We start from the raw sequence: 13,747 nt of genomic DNA, 5'->3' as shown, positions 1-13,747 counted from the left end.
ATCCGCGGCGCGCGAAGGGCCGGGCGGGTGAGTCCCGTCCCGGCCCGTCACATGAGGAGGCGTCAGTCGACCTCGGCCACGGCCTCCGCGAACTGCGCCTGGTACAGCCGGGCGTACGCGCCGCCGGCGGCGATCAGCTCGTCGTGGGTGCCTTGCTCCACGATCGAGCCGTTCTCCATCACCAGGATCACGTCGGCGTCGCGGATGGTGGAGAGCCGGTGGGCGATCACGAAGCTGGTGCGGCCGGTGCGCAGCCGCGCCATGGCCCGCTGGATCAGCACCTCGGTACGGGTGTCGACCGAGCTGGTGGCCTCGTCCAGGACCAGGATGGACGGCTGGGCGAGGAACGCCCGGGCGATGGTGATCAGCTGCTTCTCGCCGGTGCTGACGCTGGCGCCCTCGTCGTCGACGACGGTGTCGTAGCCGTCCGGCAGGGTGCGGACGAAGCGGTCGACGTGGGCGGCCTTGGCGGCCTCGACGACCTGCTCGCGGGTGGCGCCCTGGGCGCCGTAGGCGATGTTGTCGGCGATGGTGCCGCCGAACAGCCAGGTGTCCTGGAGCACCATGCCGATGCCCGAGCGCAGCTCCTCGCGGGACATCGCGGCGATGTCCACCCCGTCCAGGGTGATCCGGCCGCCGCTGACCTCGTAGAACCGCATCAGCAGGTTGACCATGGTGGTCTTGCCGGCGCCGGTGGGGCCGACGATGGCCACGGTCTGGCCGGGCTCGACCTTGAGCGAGAGGTCCTCGATGAGCGGCTTGTCCGGGTCGTAGCGGAAGGACACGTCCTGGAAGGCGACCCGGCCGCGGACCGCGTCCGGCTTCTCCGGCATGGCCGGCTCGGGGCTCTGCTCGGTGGCGTCCAGCAGCTCGAAGACGCGCTCGGCGGAGGCGACGCCGGACTGCACCAGGTTGGCCATGCTGGCGACCTGGGTGAGCGGCTGGCTGAACTGCCGGGAGTACTGGATGAAGGCCTGCACGTCGCCGATGGACAGCGTGCCGCTGGCCACCCGCAGTCCGCCGACCACGGCGACCAGCACGTACTGCAGGTTGCCGATCAGCATCATCGCGGGCTGGATGATCCCGGAGATGAACTGGGCCCGGAAGCTGGACTGGAAGAGCGCCTCGTTGTGCTCACGGAAGGTCTCGGCGGACTCGCGCTGCCGGCCGAACACCTTGACCAGGGTGTGGCCGGTGTACATCTCCTCGATGTGGGCGTTGAGTTGGCCGGTGGACTTCCACTGCTGGACGAACTGCGGCTGCGCCCGCTTGCCGACCTTGGCGGCGACGACCACCGACAGCGGCACCGAGGCCAGCGCGATCAGGGCGAGCAGCGGGGAGATCCAGAACATCATCGCCAGCACACCGACCACGGTGAGCAGCGAGTTGATGACCTGTCCCATGGTCTGCTGCATGGACTGGCCGATGTTGTCGATGTCGTTGGTGACCCGGCTGAGCACCTCGCCGCGCGGCTGCTTGTCGAAGTAACTCAGCGGCAGCCGGGCCAGTTTGGCCTCGACGTCCTGGCGCAGCCGGTAGCTGGCCGACTGGATCGCCTTGGTGGCCAGGCGGCCCTGGAAGATGCCGAAGACGGCGGAGGCGACGTAGATGCCGAGCACCCAGAGCAGCACGGAGCCGATGGCGCCGAAGTCCATGCCGTGGCCGGGGGTGAAGTCGACCGCGGAGAGCAGGTCGGCGATGCCGCCCTCGCCGTGGGCGCGCAGCCCGTCGATGACCTCGGCCTTGGAGGTGCCGGGCTGGAAGCGGGCGCCGACGACGCCGGCGAAGATCAGGTCGGTGGCGTCACCGAGGATCTTGGGGCCGGTGACGGCGCAGCTGATGCCGAGCACGCCGAGCACCAGGACACCGATCAGCACGTTGCGCTCGGGGCGCAGCAGGCCGAGCACGCGCTTGCCGGAGCCCTTGAAGTCCATGGACTTCTCGGCGCCCTGGCCGCCCATGAAGCGGCCCGGTCCGGCGGAGCCGCGGCGGGCGGCGGCGGCCTGGGAGTCGCTGGGGAGTCCGTCCACCGGGCCCGAGGGCTTCCCGGCGGGTTTCCCGGCCGTGCCGGCGGGCTTTCCGGGGCTGGTCATGCCGCCTCCTGCTCGGTGAGCTGGGAGAGCACGATCTCCCGGTACGTCGGGTTGTCGGCCATCAGTTCACGGTGGGTGCCGGTGCCGACGACGGCTCCCTCGTCGAGGACGATGATCCGGTCGGCGTCGCGGATGGTGGAGACGCGCTGGGCGACGATCAGGACGGTGGCGTCGGCGGTCTCGTGGGCGAGGGCCTTGCGCAGCTTGGCGTCGGTGGCGTAGTCGAGCGCGGAGAAGGAGTCGTCGAAGAGGTAGACGTCGGGCTTACGCACCAGCGCCCGGGCGATGGCCAGGCGCTGGCGCTGGCCGCCGGAGACGTTGCCGCCCCCCTGGGCGATCGGGGCGTCCAGGCCCTCGGGCAGCTTCTCGACGAACTCCTTGGCCTGGGCGATCTCCAGGGCGTGCCAGAGTTCCTCGTCGGTGGCGTCGGGACGGCCGTAGCGGAGGTTGCTGGCGACGGTGCCGGAGAACAGGTACGGCTTCTGCGGGACGATGCCGACGCTCTCGGCGATCGCGTCGGCGGAGAGTTCGCGCACGTCCACGCCGTCCAGCAGGACCTGCCCGCCGGTGGCGTCGAAGAGCCGGGGGACCAGGCCGAGCAGGGTGGACTTGCCGCTGCCGGTGGAGCCGATGATGGCGGTGGTCTCGCCGGGGCTGGCGGTGAGGTCGATGCCGCGCAGCACCGAGGCCTCGGCGCCGGGGTAGCGGAAGTCGACGTCGCGCAGCTCCAGGTTGCCGCGGCGCAGCACCTCGGTGATCGGTGCGGCCGGCGGGACGACGCTGGAGCTGGTGCCGAGGACCTCGTCGATGCGCTCGGCGCAGACCTCGGCGCGCGGCACCATCATGAACATGAAGGTGGCCATCATGACGCTCAGCAGGATCTGCATCAGGTAGGAGAGGAAGGCGGTGAGCGCGCCGATCTCCATGTCGCCGCTGTCGATGCGGTGGGCGCCGAACCAGAGCACCGCGACGCTGGAGACGTTCACGACCAGCATCACGGCCGGGAACATCATGGACATCAGCCGGCCGACCCGCCCGGCGACCTGGGTGAGGTCCTCGTTGGCGTCGGCGAAGCGGTTCTGCTCGTGGTCGTCCTTGACGAAGGCGCGGATCACCCGGATGCCGGTGATCTGCTCGCGCAGCACCCGGTTCACGGTGTCGATCTTCGTCTGCATGCTGCGGAACTTGGGTCGCAGCGCCCGCACCAGCAGGGTGACGACGACGCCGAGCGCGGGGATGACGGCGAGCAGCAGGCCGGACAGCGGGACGTCCTGGTTGAGCGCCATGATGATGCCGCCGACGCACATGATCGGCGCGGCCACCATCAGGGTGAAGCTCATCAGGGCCAGCATCTGGACCTGCTGGACGTCGTTGGTGGTGCGGGTGATCAGGGAGGGCGCGCCGAACTGGCCGACCTCGCGGGAGGAGAAGGTCTGCACCCGGTCGAAGACGGCGGCCCGGAGGTCCCGGCCGAAGGCCATCGCCGTGCGGGCGCCGTAGTAGACGGCGCCGATCGAGCAGAGCGCCTGGACCAGGGTGACGCCGATCATCACCGCGCCCAGGCGCAGGATGTAGCCGGTGTCGCCCTTGACCACGCCTTTGTCGATGATGTCGGCGTTGAGTGTCGGCAGGTAGAGCGCCGCGAGGGTGGACACCAGCTGGAGTACCACCAGCAAGGTGATCGGTCGGGAGTATGGGCGCAGGTACGCCCGGAGCAGTCTGATCAGCACTGGCACACTCTTGTCGTCGCCGGTCGGGTTCGCACCCCAATTCTCGTTGTTCTGTGGCGTCGTACAGACGATTCGAGGGCTGTCCGACTGAGGTTTGCCGGGCCTTTGCCAAAGTGCCCCGCGACGCGGGTGCGGACGGGCCGTCCGTGCGCCCCCCTTCCGGGGCACCGGCGCCGCGAAGCCGTGCCAGCCGGCCTCGCCCTCTTACGGAATGACCGGTTTCCCCCTAGGCTGCTGACTACGCCCTTGTTACTGGCCGGTACCGCTCAGGTTAACCGGGGCCCGGCGGCCGCCCCCACGGACGCCGCAATCCCCCAGACGGCCACCCGCCCCCGGAGGTCCTCGTTGAGTTCCGCGCAGTCCCTGATCGACTCCGGCAGTGCCGACCTGGTCGCCGGGCGTCCGGCCTCCGTCGCCCACCTGTTCCTTGAGCGCGTCGCCGCCACCCCGAACGCCGAGGCGTACCGCTACCCGGCCCCGGTGGACGAGCACGCCGCGGACGGCGCCCCGGGCGCCGAGCAGTGGCGCTCGCTCACCTGGGCGCAGACCGCCGTCCGGGTGAAGGCGGTGGCGGCCGGCCTGATGGCGCTCGGCATCCAGGCCGAGGACCGGGTCGCGCTGGCCTCCTCCACCCGGCTGGAATGGATCATCGCCGACCTCGGGGCCATGTGCGCGGGCGCCGCCATCACCACGGTCTACCCCAGCACCAACGCCGACGAGACCGCCTTCATCCTCTCCGACTCCGGCTCCAAGGCGCTGTTCGCCGAGAACGCCGCCCAGCTGGCCAAGGCCGTCGGCCAGATCGAGCAGCTGCCCGAGCTGCGCACCGTCATCCTCTTCGACGAGCCCGCCGAGACCCCCGAGACGGCCGGGCTGGAGCTGCTCACCCTCGCCGAGCTGGAGCGGCGCGGCGCGGAGTACCTGGAGCAGCACCCGGACGCGATCGAGAAGGCCGTGGCCGCGCTCGACAAGGAGCAGCTGGCCACCCTCATCTACACCTCCGGCACCACCGGCCGCCCCAAGGGCGTGCGCCTGGTGCACGACTGCTGGGCGTACGAGGGTCGGGCGCAGGAGGCCAGCGGCCTGCTGGGCCCCGACGACGTCCAGTTCATGTGGCTGCCGCTGTCGCACGTCTTCGGCAAGACGCTGATCTCGGGCCAGATCGCCACCGGCCACGTGATGGCGGTGGACGGCCGGGTCGACCGGATCATCCACAACCTGCCGGCCATCCGGCCGACCGTCATGGCCTCCGCGCCGCGCATCTTCGAGAAGGTCTACAACGGCATCGCCGGCCGGGCCCGGGCCGAGGGCGGCGCCAAGTACAAGATCTTCATGTGGGCCGCCAAGGTCGCCCGCGAGCACGCCCGGGCCGTCCAGGAGAGCCGGGTCGCCACCGGCGCCGAGACCGCCCCGCTGGGCCTGCGGCTCCAGCACTCGCTGGCCGACAAGCTGGTGTACGCCAAGATCCGGGCGGCCTTCGGCGGCCGACTGCGCGGCGCCGTCTCGGGCAGCGCGGCGCTCGCCCCCGAGATCGGCTACTTCTTCCTCGGCGCCGGGGTGCCGATCCTGGAGGGCTACGGCCTCTCCGAGACCAGCGCCGGCTCCTGCGTCAACCGCAAGGAGGACGTGCGGATCGGCACGGTGGGCCGCCCGCTGCCCGGCACCGAGGTGCGGATCGCCGAGGACGGCGAGATCCTGCTGCGCGGCCCCGGCGTCATGCGCGGCTACCACAACCTGCCGGACAAGACCGCCGAGGTGCTGGAGCCGGACGGCTGGTTCCACACCGAGGACATCGGCGAGCTGAGCGCCGACGGCTTCCTGCGGATCACCGACCGCAAGAAGGACCTGTTCAAGACCTCCGGCGGCAAGTACGTGGCGCCCAGTGAGGTCGAGGGCAAGTTCAAGGCGCTCTGCCCGTTCGTCAGCAACATCCTGGTGATCGGCAACGGGCGCAACTTCTGCACCGCGCTGATCGGCCTGGACGAGTCGGTGCTGATGCCGTGGGCCGCCGACCACGGCCTGGCCGGCAGGAGCTACGCCGAACTGGCCGAGGAGCCGGCCGTGCGCGAGCTGATCGAGGGCTTCGTGAAGCGGGTCAACGCCGACCTGCAGCGCTGGCAGACGATCAAGAAGTTCCACCTGCTGCCGCGCGACCTCGACATCGAGCACGGCGAGCTGACCCCGAGCCTGAAGATCAAGCGCCCGGTGGTCGAGCGGACCTACGCGGACGCGGTGGCCGCGATGTACGCGGGCGCCAACGAGGCCTGATCCGCCCCGCTCCCGTACGGCCCGCGTGTTCGGTCGGGCCGTACGGGACAATGGGGTCATGCCCTCCGCACTCCCCGACGGCGAACCGGTGCCGTCCGACGGTTCCCTGCCCGCGCACGCCCTCACCGGGCTGGGGCGGCGGCCGTTCGGTTTCTACCTGCACGTGCCGTACTGCGCCAGCCGCTGCGGCTACTGCGACTTCAACACCTACACCGCCACCGAGCTGCGTTCCTCCGGTGCGGTCGCCTCGCAGGAGACCTACGCGGACAACGTGGTCGCCGAGATCAGGCTGGCCCGGAAGGTGCTGGGGGACGTGGACCTCCCGGTGCGGACCGTCTTCCTGGGCGGCGGCACCCCCACCCTGCTGCCCGCCCGCGACCTGGTGAAGATGCTCGCCGCGCTGCGCGAGGAGTTCGGGCTCGCCCCGGACGCCGAGGTCACCACCGAGGCCAACCCGGAGTCCGTCGACCCGGCGTACCTGGCCGAGCTGCGCGAGGGCGGCTACAACCGGATCTCCTTCGGCATGCAGAGCGCCCGCCCGCACGTCCTGCGGCTGCTCGACCGCCACCACACCCCGGGCCGCCCCGAGGCCTGCGTGGCCGAGGCCCGCGCGGCCGGCTTCGAGCACGTCAACCTCGACCTGATCTACGGCACCCCCGGCGAGTCCGACGACGACTGGCGGGCCTCCCTGGAGGCGGCGATCGGGGCCGGACCGGACCACGTCTCCGCGTACTCCCTGATCGTCGAGGAGGGCACCCGGCTGGCCGCCCGGGTCAAGCGCGGCGAACTGCCGATGATCGACGACGACGTGCACGCCGACCGCTACCTCATCGCCGAGCAGGCGCTCAGCGCGGCCGGCTACTCCTGGTACGAGGTCTCCAACTGGGCCACCACCCCCGAGGGCCGCTGCCGCCACAACGAGCTCTACTGGACCGGCGCCGACTGGTGGGGCGCCGGCCCCGGCGCCCACAGCCACATCGGCGGTGTCCGCTGGTGGAACGCCAAGCACCCCGCCGCCTACGCCCGGTCCCTCGCCGAGGGCCGCACCCCGGCGCTGGGCCGCGAGGTCCTGACGGACGAGGACCGCCGGGTCGAACGCATCCTGCTGGAACTGCGCCTGGTGGAGGGCGTCGCCCTGGACCTGCTGACCGACACCGGCCGCAAGGCCGCTTCCGTAGCCCTCGCCAACGGCCTCCTCGCCCCCGAGCCCTACGAGCAGGGCCGCGCCGCCCTCACCCTCCAGGGGCGGCTGCTGGCGGACGCGGTCGTACGTGACCTGGTGGACTGAGTGTCGTTAACGCGGGGTCAGCCGTCGGAGGGAGCGCGCAATGACCGCCATCGATGACCGGGTGACGGGGATCTTCGAGAACCTGGAGGTCCCGGAAGGCTTCAAGGTCGAGCTCATCAGGGGGGAAATCGTGATGACGGCCGGGCCGGACATGGTCCACAACATCATTGTCGAAGCCATTCGGGATCAGATCCCCCGGGCGGGGTGGCACCGTCTGACCACACAGGACATCGATCTTCCCGGATTGACGAGCGAGCCGCAGCCGGATCTGGTCGTGTTCGAGCGGGACGCCTTCGAGGGGCCGGGCCGCTTGATTCCCGCGCCCGTCCTCACTCTGGTGGTCGAGGTCGTCTCCAGGGCCAGCGTCCTCCGTGACTACCAGACCAAACGGGAGCTGTACGCCGAGGGCGCGATTCCCGTCTATCTGATCATCGACCCGATCAAGGCCGTCTGTGTGCTGCTGACCGAGCCGACCCGGTCGAGCGCCTCAGGGCTGCCGGACTACGTGTCCGCGCGGACCACCAAGTTCGGCGAGCCCATTCCGGTGGATCTGCTCGGCATCACCCTGGACACCTCGGAGTTCCAGACCTACTCCTGACCCGGCAGGGCCGTGAAGTCGATCAATTCCTCCACCTTGCCCAGCAGCTCGGGTTCCAGGTCCTTGTAACTGTTCACCTTCGACAGGATGTGCTTCCACGCCGCCGGGGTGTCCACCGGCCAGCCGAGACGGCGGCAGGTGCCCTCCTTCCAGTCCTCGCCGCGGGGGACGGCGGGCCAGGCGGGGATGCCGACGGAGGCGGGCTTCACGGCCTGCCAGACGTCGATGTAGGGGTGGCCGACGACCAGCACCGAGTCGCCGGTGACCTGGGCGGCGATGCGGTGTTCCTTGGTGCCGGGGAGCAGGTGGTCGACCAGGACGCCGAGGCGGCGCCCGGGGCCGGGGGCGAAGTCGGCGACGATGGCGGGGAGGTCGTCGATGCCGCGCAGGTACTCGACGACGACGCCCTCGATGCGCAGGTCGTCACCCCAGACCCGTTCGACCAGTTCGGCGTCGTGCCGGCCCTCGACGTAGATGCGGGACTCGCGGGCGACCCGGGCGCGGGCACCGGGGACGGCGATCGAGCCGGAGGCGGTGCGGCCGGGAGCACGGGAGGGGGCCGGGCCGGTGGGGCGCACCAGGGTGACGGCCTTGCCCTCCAGCAGGAAGCCGCGCGGGACCAGGGGGAAGACCCGGCGCTTGCCGAAGCGGTCCTCCAGGGTGACGGTGAACCCCTCGGCGGTCTTCTCGCAGCGCACCACCGCGCCGCAGAAGCCGGTGGTCACCTCCTCGACCACCAGGTCCCGTTCGGCGGGCACCTCCGGTGCGGGGGTCTGCTTCTTCCACGGCGGGGTCAGGTCTGGTCCGTACTGGCGGCTGCGCATACGGGTGATCATAGGGATGGCGGACGGACCGTCAGAGGCCCGGCGCGCCCCAGACCGGGAACCAGCGACTCAGGTCCTTCTCCAGCCGCAGGTCGTTCCCCAGCATCGCGTTGACCTGCAGCTCCAGCGGGCTGTTGCGCCGCTCGCCGCCGCCGGGCATCGGGGCGAAGGGGTAGAAGGTGCCGCGCTTGTAGAGGTAGACCAGGGCCAGCGACTGGCCCTCCGGGTTGCGGAAGCAGACCAGCGAGCAGAGCAGCTGCGGCCCGAAGCCGTTCGCCTCCAGCTCGCTGTTGACCGCGTGCAGGTCGTTCACCAGCTCCGGCAGTTCCTCGGGCCGGTGCCGGGTGAGCAGCCAGGAGTAGCCGTAGCCGTCCTTGGAGGCCTCCACCGGCACGCCGCCGCGCTCGGTGTCGGCGTCCAGCAGCGCCCGGACCTGCTGCTCGACCTGGACGAAGGCCGCGCCCTCCACGGCCGCGAAACAGACCGAACCGAGCCCGGTGGGGGTGAACCCGGCCCCGGCCTCCAGGGTGAGCGCGGCGGACGGCACACCGAACAGCTGGTCGAGGTCGGGCTTGACGGGCTTGGTGCGGCCGAACAGGGCGTCCAGGAATCCCACGGCGGTCCTTTCGGATCATTCGGATCAGGCGGTGATCAGCGGCCGAGCTGCTCGGAGATCTTCGCCAGCTGTGCCAGTCGCTTCTCCAGCGACGGGTGGGTGGAGAGCAGCTGCGAGGCGGTCTCCCGGGCGCTCAGCGCGGGGGCGAACCAGAAGGCGTTGTACGGCTGGGACTTGCGCAGGTCCTCGGTGGGGATGGCCGCGATCTGTCCGGTCACCTTGGTCAGGGCCGAGGCCAGGGCGCTGGGCCGGCCGGTGAGCTGGGCCGCGGCCCGGTCGGCGGCCAGCTCGCGGTAGCGGGAGAGCAGCCGGGTGAGCAGGAAGCTGATCGCGTAGACGACCATCGACACCAGCGGGACGATCAGCGCCACGATGGCCGCGTTCTGGTCGTTGTTGTTGCGCCCGCCGCCCATGAACCCGCCGTACACGGCGATCCGGGTCATCGCCCCGGCGAGCACGCCGAGGAAGCCGGCGATGGTCATCACGGCGACGTCCCGGTGGGCGACGTGCGACAGCTCGTGCGCCAGGACGCCTTCCAGTTCCTCCGGTTCGAGCCGGCGCAGCAGACCGGTGGTGACGCAGACCACCGCGTTCTGCGGGTTGCGGCCGGTGGCGAAGGCGTTGGGCATGTCGTTGTCGGCGACCGCCACGCGAGGCTTGGGCATGTCGGCCAGGGCGCAGAGCCGGTCGATGGTGCCGTGCAGCTGGGGGTACTGCTCCTCGGTCACCTGGTGGGCGCCCATCGCCCGCTCGGTGATCTTGTCGCTGAACCAGAACTGGGCCACGAACAGCCCGCCGGAGATCAGCACGATCAGCGGCCAGGCCCCGCGCAGCAGCGCGATCAGCAGGCCCGTGAAACCGACGTACAGCAGCCCGATCACGAACATCGTCGCGACCATGCGGCCGGTCAGGCCGCGGTCGGGCGCGAAACGGGTGTGCTGGCCCGAGCTCGACATCGCTTGCTCCTCCATTCGCCGTCGCTTTCGATGCTGCCACCCGGACGGTCCCCGAGCACCATCCCGTGCACGGGGAGTGTCGCGGCCCCGCCGCGAACTGCGGGCAGGATCACCCCGGGCGGGCCGTTCCTGCGAAAGGACCCGGGCCTTACACTGGCAGGTACGGTTCTGGCACTCGTGTGCGCAGAGTGCCAGGGTCGGGGTCCTTCCCGGGAGCGGCCCGCAGCATCACAGACGGACAACGTGCGAAGACGGAGGTGCGTGCCCCATGGCCGGTGAGGTCCGCCAGCTGGACGACCGCAAGCTCGCCGTTCTGCGTGCCATCGTCCAGGACTACGTGGGCACCGAGGAGCCGGTCGGCTCCAAGGCCCTGGTGGACCGGCACAACCTCGGGGTCTCCCCGGCCACCGTGCGCAACGACATGGCGGCGCTGGAGGAGGAGGGGTACATCCACCAGCCGCACACCAGCGCGGGGCGCATCCCCACCGACAAGGGCTACCGGTTGTTCGTCGACAAGCTGGCCGAGGTCAAGCCGATGAGCGCCCCGGAGCGGCGGGCGATCAGGCACTTCCTGGACGGCGCCGTCGACCTGGACGACGTGGTCGCCCGCACGGTGCGGCTGCTCGCCCAGCTGACCCGGCAGGTCGCCGTGGTCCAGTACCCTTCGCTGACCCGTTCCACCGTCCGGCACATCGAGCTGGTGGCGCTGGCTCCGGCCAAGGTGATGCTGGTCCTGATCACCAACACCGGCCGGGTCGAGCAGCGGATGGTCGACTGCCCGGGCACGGTCGGCGAGACGGTCCTGGCCGATCTGCGCGCGCGGATCAACGTGCGGGCGGCCGGCCAGCGGCTGCCGGACGTCCCGGGCCTGCTGGAGGAGCTGCCGGCCACCTTCGAGCAGATCGACCGGCCGACCGTCAGCACGGTCCTGGCGACCCTGTTCGAGGCGCTGGCCGAGCAGAACGAGGAGCGGATCATGCTGGCCGGCACGGCCAACCTGACCCGGTTGGGGCACGACTTCCCGCTCACCATCCAGCCGGTGCTGGAGGCCCTGGAGGAGCAGGTCGTCCTGCTTCGCCTCCTGGGTGAGACCACGGACGCCGCGATGACGGTCCGGATCGGGCGGGAGAACGCGTACGAAGGGCTGAATTCCACCTCGGTGGTGTCGGTCGGCTACGGTTCGGGCGACGAGAGCGTGGCCAAACTGGGTGTGATCGGTCCGACCCGGATGGACTACCCGGGCACAATGGGGGCGGTGCGAGCAGTGGCACGGTACGTGGGTCAGATCCTGGCCGAGTCGTAGCAAGCAGGCCGCTGTTACATAAGTAACGGCGGTGTCCAGTCGCACTACTACAGGCGGAACAAGCGGAGCATTTGGTGGCCACGGACTACTACGCGGTACTCGGCGTCCGACGGGATGCGGGGCAGGACGAGATCAAGAAGGCGTTCCGGCGCCTGGCACGCGAACTGCACCCGGACGTCAACCCGGACCCGAAGACGCAGGAGCGGTTCAAGGAGATCAACGCCGCCTACGAGGTGCTCTCCGACCCGCAGAAGCGTCAGGTCTACGACCTCGGCGGCGACCCGCTGTCGCCGGGCGGCGGTGGTGGCGCGGGCGGCTTCGGCGCCGGCGCGGCGGGCTTCGGCTTCTCCGACATCATGGACGCCTTCTTCGGCGCCGCGGCCGGCCAGCGTGGCCCGCGCTCGCGCACCCGCCGGGGCCAGGACGCCATGATCCGGCTGGAGATCACCCTGGAGGAGGCCGCCTTCGGCACCACCAAGGAACTCCAGGTCGACACCGCCGTCACCTGCACCACCTGCAACGGCGAGGGCGCGGCCCCCGGTACCTCCGCGCAGACCTGCGACATGTGCCGCGGCAAGGGCGAGGTCTCCCAGGTCACCCGCTCCTTCCTGGGGCAGGTCATGACCTCCCGCCCCTGCCCGCAGTGCCAGGGCTTCGGCACCGTCGTGCCGACCCCGTGCCCGGAGTGCGCCGGCGACGGCCGGGTCCGCGCCCGCCGCACCCTGACCGTCAAGATCCCGGCCGGTGTCGACAACGGCACCCGGATCCAGCTGGCCGGCGAGGGTGAGGTCGGCCCCGGCGGCGGCCCGGCCGGCGACCTGTACGTCGAGATCGCCGAGACCACCCACAGCGTCTTCCAGCGGCGCGGGGACGACCTGCACTGCACCGTCACCATCCCGATGACGGCCGCCGCGCTCGGCACCCAGGTGCCGCTGCAGACCCTGGACGGGCTGGAGGAGGTCGACATCCGGCCCGGCACCCAGTCCGGTCAGTCGATCCCGCTGCACGGCCGGGGCATCACCCACCTGCGCGGGGGCGGCCGGGGCGACCTGATAGTGCACGTCGAGGTGCAGACGCCCACCAAGCTCGACCCCGAGCAGGAGGAGCTGCTGCGCCGGCTCGCCGTACTGCGCGGTGAGGAGCGCCCGTCCGGTCAGTTCGCGCCGGGTCAGCAGGGCCTGTTCTCGCGCCTGAAGGACGCCTTCAACGGCCGGTAGACCGTCCGGGAGGGGGTGTCGGGGTCAGGGCCCCGACACCCCCTTCGCGTTCCTGTTCCGCCCACCCCCTCCGGAGGACCACCCCATGACCGCCCCCGTCTTCGTCGTCGCGACCGAGCGGATCGCCGCCGCCGTGCCCGGGGCGCTGGTGCGCCTGGACGGGGCGGAGGGGCGGCACGCGGCCGCGGTGAAGCGGCTGGAGGCCGGTGAGGCGGTGACCCTCGCGGACGGGTTGGGGCTCGGCGTGGACGGGACGGTCGCCGAGGTGCTCGGCAAGGACGCGATCGACGTCACGGTGGCCGCCGTGCGCCGGGAGCCGGAGCCGGCGCCGCGGATCGTCGTCGTCCAGGCGCTGCCCAAGGGCGACCGCGGCGAGCTGGCCGTGGAGACCATGACCGAGGTCGGCGTGGACGTGGTGATCCCCTGGGCCGCCTCGCGCTGCATCACCCAGTGGAAGGGCGACCGCGGCGCCAAGGCGCTCGCCAAGTGGCGGGCCACCGCCCGGGAGGCGGGCAAGCAGTCCCGCCGGCTGCGTTTCCCCGAGGTGCGCGAGCTGATGACCACCAGGCAGCTGGCCCCGCTGCTGGCCCAGGCCTCCCTCGCCGCGGTGCTGCACGAGGAGGGTGCCGAGCCGCTGGCGCACGCCGCGCTGCCCGCGGCCGGGGACATCGTGCTGGTGGTCGGCCCGGAGGGCGGGGTCTCCCCGGAGGAGCTGGCCGCCTTCGCCGAGGCGGGCGCGAAGCCCTACCGGCTGGGCCCCTCGGTGCTGCGCACCTCCACCGCCGGGGTGGCCGCCGGGGCGCTGCTGCTGGGGCGCACCGGCCGCTGGGCGTAGGGGCGCACCGGCCGCTGGG

Annotated in this window: 11 protein-coding genes; 6 read left to right on the top strand and 5 right to left on the bottom strand. The window is 71.3% G+C overall.

The genetic code is table 11. The annotated features are described in order from the left end of the window. Nucleotides 1-62 precede the first annotated feature (62 nt). Together ACH4E7_RS20125 and ACH4E7_RS20120 are read right to left on the bottom strand one after the other, a co-directional pair. The gene (locus tag ACH4E7_RS20125) at nucleotides 63-2,093 is read right to left on the bottom strand and encodes an ABC transporter ATP-binding protein (protein WP_396250368.1); all 2,031 of its coding nucleotides are present in this window, start codon (nucleotides 2,091-2,093) and stop codon (nucleotides 63-65) included. Next, a complete protein-coding gene (locus ACH4E7_RS20120; RefSeq protein WP_396250367.1) occupies nucleotides 2,090-3,823 on the bottom strand; it encodes an ABC transporter ATP-binding protein in 1,734 nt (577 codons plus the stop codon). The genes ACH4E7_RS20125 and ACH4E7_RS20120 overlap by 4 nt, the downstream gene beginning before the upstream one ends. A gap of 345 nt (nucleotides 3,824-4,168) precedes the next feature. Here ACH4E7_RS20120 and ACH4E7_RS20115 point away from each other — a divergent pair, with 345 nt between their 5' ends. From ACH4E7_RS20115 to ACH4E7_RS20105, 3 genes are read left to right on the top strand one after another with little or no spacing between them, the layout of a single operon-like run. Next, nucleotides 4,169-6,091 carry an AMP-dependent synthetase/ligase gene (locus tag ACH4E7_RS20115; RefSeq protein WP_396250366.1) on the top strand — a complete coding sequence of 641 codons (1,923 nt, stop codon included), beginning with the start codon at nucleotides 4,169-4,171 and terminating at the stop codon, nucleotides 6,089-6,091. A gap of 58 nt (nucleotides 6,092-6,149) precedes the next feature. Beyond that, nucleotides 6,150-7,379 carry a radical SAM family heme chaperone HemW gene (gene hemW / locus ACH4E7_RS20110; protein WP_396250365.1) on the top strand — a complete coding sequence of 410 codons (1,230 nt, stop codon included), beginning with the start codon at nucleotides 6,150-6,152 and terminating at the stop codon, nucleotides 7,377-7,379. Nucleotides 7,380-7,419: 40 nt separating this feature from the next. Further along, the gene (locus ACH4E7_RS20105; RefSeq protein WP_396250364.1) at nucleotides 7,420-7,977 is read left to right on the top strand and encodes a Uma2 family endonuclease; all 558 of its coding nucleotides are present in this window, start codon (nucleotides 7,420-7,422) and stop codon (nucleotides 7,975-7,977) included. On the opposite strand, the gene ACH4E7_RS20100 is transcribed toward ACH4E7_RS20105, so the two are convergent. The 3 genes from ACH4E7_RS20100 to htpX are packed head-to-tail and all read right to left on the bottom strand — an operon-like array spanning nucleotide 7,968 to nucleotide 10,373. Further along, nucleotides 7,968-8,801: a DUF3097 domain-containing protein gene (locus tag ACH4E7_RS20100; protein ID WP_396250363.1), complete on the bottom strand. Its 834-nt coding sequence runs from the start codon at nucleotides 8,799-8,801 to the stop codon at nucleotides 7,968-7,970. The genes ACH4E7_RS20105 and ACH4E7_RS20100 overlap by 10 nt on opposite strands. 31 nt (nucleotides 8,802-8,832) lie before the next feature. Then, entirely contained in the window at nucleotides 8,833-9,417 is a 585-nt protein-coding gene (locus ACH4E7_RS20095) for a hypothetical protein (RefSeq protein WP_396250362.1), read from the bottom strand. A gap of 35 nt (nucleotides 9,418-9,452) precedes the next feature. Continuing rightward, a complete protein-coding gene (gene htpX, locus ACH4E7_RS20090) occupies nucleotides 9,453-10,373 on the bottom strand; it encodes a zinc metalloprotease HtpX (protein WP_396250361.1) in 921 nt (306 codons plus the stop codon). Between the two features lie 268 nt (nucleotides 10,374-10,641). Between htpX and hrcA the strand changes: the two genes are divergently transcribed. The 3 genes from hrcA to ACH4E7_RS20075 all read left to right on the top strand — a co-directional run bounded on the left by hrcA (nucleotide 10,642) and on the right by ACH4E7_RS20075 (nucleotide 13,728). Beyond that, the gene (gene hrcA / locus ACH4E7_RS20085) at nucleotides 10,642-11,676 is read left to right on the top strand and encodes a heat-inducible transcriptional repressor HrcA (protein ID WP_396250360.1); all 1,035 of its coding nucleotides are present in this window, start codon (nucleotides 10,642-10,644) and stop codon (nucleotides 11,674-11,676) included. A 74-nt stretch (nucleotides 11,677-11,750) separates the two neighbouring features. Next, entirely contained in the window at nucleotides 11,751-12,893 is a 1,143-nt protein-coding gene (gene dnaJ / locus ACH4E7_RS20080) for a molecular chaperone DnaJ (protein WP_396250359.1), read from the top strand. Between the two features lie 85 nt (nucleotides 12,894-12,978). Next, nucleotides 12,979-13,728, top strand: coding sequence for a 16S rRNA (uracil(1498)-N(3))-methyltransferase (locus tag ACH4E7_RS20075; protein WP_396250358.1), 750 nt, complete (start codon nucleotides 12,979-12,981; stop codon nucleotides 13,726-13,728). The last annotated feature ends 19 nt before the right edge of the window (nucleotides 13,729-13,747 follow it).

The organism is Kitasatospora sp. NPDC018058, assembly GCF_044327205.1.
GTDB lineage: Bacteria > Actinomycetota > Actinomycetes > Streptomycetales > Streptomycetaceae > Kitasatospora.
Note: the sequence above shows the minus strand (reverse complement) of the source record. Positions and strands in the feature narration are given on the sequence as shown.

What these genes read in the sequence shown, in the direction of transcription:
- ACH4E7_RS20125 (WP_396250368.1), bottom strand. Translation starts at nt 2,093, where the DNA reads ATGACCAGCCCCGGAAAGCCCGCCGGCACGGCCGGGAAACCCGCCGGG.
- hemW (WP_396250365.1), top strand. Translation starts at nt 6,150, where the DNA reads ATGCCCTCCGCACTCCCCGACGGCGAACCGGTGCCGTCCGACGGTTCC.
- ACH4E7_RS20105 (WP_396250364.1), top strand. Translation starts at nt 7,420, where the DNA reads ATGACCGCCATCGATGACCGGGTGACGGGGATCTTCGAGAACCTGGAG.
- ACH4E7_RS20100 (WP_396250363.1), bottom strand. Translation starts at nt 8,801, where the DNA reads ATGCGCAGCCGCCAGTACGGACCAGACCTGACCCCGCCGTGGAAGAAG.
- htpX (WP_396250361.1), bottom strand. Translation starts at nt 10,373, where the DNA reads ATGTCGAGCTCGGGCCAGCACACCCGTTTCGCGCCCGACCGCGGCCTG.
- hrcA (WP_396250360.1), top strand. Translation starts at nt 10,642, where the DNA reads ATGGCCGGTGAGGTCCGCCAGCTGGACGACCGCAAGCTCGCCGTTCTG.
- ACH4E7_RS20075 (WP_396250358.1), top strand. Translation starts at nt 12,979, where the DNA reads ATGACCGCCCCCGTCTTCGTCGTCGCGACCGAGCGGATCGCCGCCGCC.